2 protein-coding genes are annotated in these 3,025 nt (G+C 68.4%); one reads left to right on the top strand and one right to left on the bottom strand.

The window, feature by feature from the left end; translation table 11 throughout:
• Positions 1-125 precede the first annotated feature (125 nt).
• Positions 126-1,712 carry an ABC transporter substrate-binding protein gene (locus tag ACTS11_RS11010; RefSeq protein ID WP_442640359.1) on the bottom strand — a complete coding sequence of 529 codons (1,587 nt, stop codon included), beginning with the start codon at positions 1,710-1,712 and terminating at the stop codon, positions 126-128.
• A 194-nt stretch (positions 1,713-1,906) separates the two neighbouring features.
• Here ACTS11_RS11010 and ACTS11_RS11005 point away from each other — a divergent pair, with 194 nt between their 5' ends.
• Positions 1,907-2,761, top strand: a complete 855-nt coding sequence (locus ACTS11_RS11005) for a helix-turn-helix domain-containing protein (RefSeq protein ID WP_442640358.1) — start codon at positions 1,907-1,909, stop codon at positions 2,759-2,761.
• Positions 2,762-3,025 lie beyond the last annotated feature (264 nt).

Genomic DNA, 3,025 nt, shown 5'->3' with positions numbered 1-3,025 from the left:
CGTCTGCAACAGGCGGCGCAGGATGTAGGCGCCGATCGAGGCGTTCTTCATGGCGCGGAGCGTCCCGGTACTTGAAAATGCACGACCCCGGCGGCGCTCGGCCGCCGGGGCGCTTCGGGCGGGCCTCAGCGCTGATGCGCGAAGGCGTAGTTGCCGTAGATGCCGATGGGCGTGGTGATCACGTCGGCGAACTGCGTGCTCAGAACCGTCGGGTAGCGGAGCTCGAGCACGTAGGCCACGGGGCTCGCCTCGGTCACCAGCGGCACGAGCGCCTGGTAGGCCTCCTGCCGGGTTGCGGTGTCCGTGGCCACGGTGGCGGCGTCCATCAGGGCGTCCGTCTCGGGCGAGGACCAGCGCGAGCCGTTCACGAAGACGGTGCCGGGCAGGATGCGGTCCGAATGGATGCCGCGATGCACGCCGATCACCGGGTCGGCCTGGTTGAACAGGAAGTTCGACGTGAGCTGGAAGTCGTAGTCCGTGTAGGTCCGTGCGAGCCAGGTCGGCAGGTCCTCGTAGCGGATCGTGGCGCGGATGCCGATCTCGGCGAGGTTCTGCACCACGATCTCGCCGAAGCGCTGCCATTCCTCGCCATAGGGCGTCACGTCATGGGTGATCTCGAAGCGGATGCCGTCGGCGCCGCGGGGGAAGCCCGCCTCGTCCAGCAGCCGGTTGGCGATGTCGATCCGGTCCGGCACGGAGAAGTCGATGCCCCGCCCGAAGAGGCCCGCGGGCTCGAAGTTCGAGCTGATCGGACCCGAGGCCGGGACGCCGTAGCCGAACCAGACGTTGTCGATCACGAACTGCCGGTCGATGGCGTAGTTCACCGCCTGGCGCACGAGGTGGTTGTCGAAGGGCGGCTCCTGCGTGTTGAAGATCATCTCGACGATGGGCGAGATCATCTCGTAGCCACGGGTCGTCACCTCGATCGTGTCGAGCGCCTCGAGGCGGCGGACGTCCTGGTAGGGCACCGCGCCGAAGCCCGCGACATGGGCCTCGCCCTGCTCGAGCACCGCGGTGCGGGTCGAAGCGTCGGCGATGAAGCGCACCACGATCCGGTCGAGATAGGGCTGGCCGTCGCGCCAGTAGTTCTCGTTCCGGTCGAGGCGCACGAATTCGCCCCGGCGCCACTCGGTGAAGACGAAGGGGCCCGAGCCGATGGGATCGTTGGCGTTGCCATGGGCGCGGATGTCGCCCTCGCCGTAGATGTGCGCCGGCAGGATCGGGCTCTCGGCCGAGTGCAGCGCCATCATCAGGTAGGGTGCGGGCGCGTCGAGCCGGAAGATCGCGGTATGCGGATCGGGCGTCTCCACCGCGGTCACGTTGCGGAAGGTGGCGATGCCGCGGGGATGGGCCTCGCGCAGCACGTCCATGATGGTGAAGCGCACGTCCTCGGAGGTCAGCGGCGTGCCGTCGTGGAAGACGACGTCGTCGCGCAGGTTGAAGGTGATGGTCAGGCCGTCGGCCGAAACCTCCCAGCTCTCGGCAAGCGAGGGCTGCGGCTGCAGGTCGAAGTCGTATTCCAGGAGGCCGTCGAAGACCTTAGACGTGACCTGGGCGATCGGCCCCGAGGTCGAGACATAGGGCGCGAGGTTGGGGGGCTCGGGCTGGGTGATCTGCACGAGCGTGCCACCCTGCGTCTGCGCCAGCGCGCCGCCGACGGACAGCGCCGTGGCGAGGGCGAGGCCCGCTGCGGTCAGGAAAAAGGACTTCATCTCAGTACTCCGGTACGTTGGTGGGCGATCATCTTCGTTGGGCAGCAGCGCCCCGTCCGGCGCAGACGCGCCGAGCTGGCCGGGGCTTTTGGGTCGTGATCGTGTTAAGAAACCGTAACGCGGTGCCGCGCTTGCGAACAACAACGGGTCGGGCTAGCTTCTGACGCGACCTGACGCTTTCGGGAAGCCAACCCATGACAGAGGCGCTCGACTACACCTCCGGCAACTTCGTCGCCAACCTGCGCTTCGCCTGCAGCTTCTCGCCCTCGGTCTCGGATGTCTGCCGCAAGCTCGGCATCAACCGGCAGCAGTTCACCAAGTACCTGTCGGGCGCCGCCTTCCCGTCGCGGCACAACCTCCGCCGCATCTGCGATTTCCTCGGCGTGGACGAGTTCGAGATCCTCATGCCGCACGACCAGTTCCGGCGCATCCTGCAACTGCGCCCGCACCGGTCGGGCGACGCCCCGCCGGTGCCCGAGGCGCTCGACGCGCTCCTGGTGCAGGCGCAGCGCCAGAAGGGGCACCTTGGGCGCTACATCGGCTACTACTACGCCTATTATGCCTCGCTCTCGCGGCCGGGCTTCATCCTGCGCTCGCTGCTGCACATCTACGCCTGGCAGGACTTCGTCGCCTACCGCCGGATCGAGCGGCTGAACGACGGCCGCGACGGGCCGCCGGACGTGTACAAGTATCGCGGCCTCGTCCTCGAGGTGGGCGACCGCATCCACATGCTCGACCAGGAGACGCTGACCGGGTCGGAGCTGACGCACACGATCCTCTTCCCGGTCTACCGCAACCGCGTCTCGCTCCTGAGCGGGCTGACCATGGGCGTCTCGGGCGCCGACACGCGCCAGCCCTCGGCCGCACGGATCATGCTGGAATACGTCGGGCGCAACGTCGGCGCGCGCGAATCGCTGCGCCGCTGCCGCCTCTACGCGCCGGGCTCGCCCGAGATCCCCGAGGTGGTCGCGGCCTACCTGTGCAGGCCGTCCGGCGAGCTCGCGCCGCCCCTGCGCGCCGACCCGTTGGCCCCGTCGGCCGAGGGCTGACCGAACCATTTCCGATTTCCGACGCTCGGCTAGCGTCAGTTCGCGTCATCTGCTCCATCTGAGAGGATTGGGATTTCCCCCGGCGCCTCGGCAAAGTCGGCTCCGAAGCGAGGCGCGGGAGGACGACGCGATGGACATGAACCTTCGGGAACTCGGGGCGGCGCTGGCCGGGGGTGCGCGGTCGTCCCGCGCCCTCGTCGAGGACTGCCTCTCCCGCATCGCGGTGGAGAACCCGCGACTGCACGCCTTCGTCACCGTGTTCGC

Origin of the sequence: Roseicyclus sp., assembly GCF_052168335.1 — a bacterium.
In the GTDB taxonomy this organism is placed as follows: domain Bacteria; phylum Pseudomonadota; class Alphaproteobacteria; order Rhodobacterales; family Rhodobacteraceae; genus Roseibacterium.
The sequence above is the reverse complement of the archived record's forward strand: the minus strand, read 5'-3'. Positions and strand labels throughout refer to the sequence as shown.